Annotated in this window: 2 protein-coding genes; one reads left to right on the forward strand and one right to left on the reverse strand. The window is 65.4% G+C overall.

The window, feature by feature from the left end; genetic code table 11:
- Window positions 1-235 (reverse strand): SulP family inorganic anion transporter (locus RA26_RS21880; RefSeq protein ID WP_039187574.1); only part of this gene is annotated, 235 nt, incomplete at its 3' end.
- A gap of 213 nt (window positions 236-448) precedes the next feature.
- Here RA26_RS21880 and RA26_RS21885 point away from each other — a divergent pair.
- On the forward strand, window positions 449-805 hold a 357-nt coding region (locus RA26_RS21885; protein ID WP_206540450.1), incomplete at its 3' end, for a hypothetical protein.

Below are 805 nucleotides of genomic sequence, written 5' to 3' on the forward strand. Positions count from 1 at the left end.
CGCCGAACACTGCGGTGATCAGCCCGACCATGAAGGCCGCGTATAGGCCAACCAGCGGATGCACCCCCGCAACAAAGGCAAAGGCGACGGCCTCCGGCACCAGCGCCAGCGCGACCGTCAGGCCCGACAAAAGCTCAGTGCGCACGCGGCCCACGGTAAAGCCCTCGTCCTGCATGATCGAAAGATTGGGCGGGGAAATCTGCTTGGCCAGCAAAGCCACGGCTGCGCGTCTCATGTGAGGTACCTGTGCTCGGGAGGAGGAGTGTTCGCCGCCCGCCCCTAGCGGAAAACCGCCAACGGGGCAAGGGCGCGGGGCATTTGAGGCCCCCTGCGCGCCCGGCTTGCCTCAGCCCGGCGTCTCAGCAGCGGCTTTTTCTCAAATACCGCGGGAACCGANNCCTGCTGAGTACTCACGCACAAGCCACCAACACACCGAGGAGTGAACGCTATGAAAAAGCTGCTACTTTCCACGGCGCTTGCCGCCGTGACCACCCTGCCCGCCTTTGCCTCCGACACCAAGATCGAGGAAGCCGCAGAGGCAACCGCCGCACAGGGCGCTGAACTGGCGTCCGACGCCGCAAACGCGGCTGAACAGGCCGGCGAGGCAATCGCCGAGGAATCCAGCGAAGCGGAGGCTGAAGCGGCAGCGGAAGCTGCGGCAGAAGAAGTCGCCGAAGAGGCTGCAGAGGCCGAAGCCGCGGTGGAAGCAGAAACGGCTGAATCCGAAACAATGAGCGGGACTGAAACCACCGCCGCCATGCAGCCCCGCGCCCCGATTGAGCGCGACGGCTACATGACCGCGGAG

The organism is Leisingera sp. ANG-M7 (assembly GCF_000813965.1).
In the GTDB taxonomy this organism is placed as follows: Bacteria; Pseudomonadota; Alphaproteobacteria; order Rhodobacterales; family Rhodobacteraceae; genus Leisingera.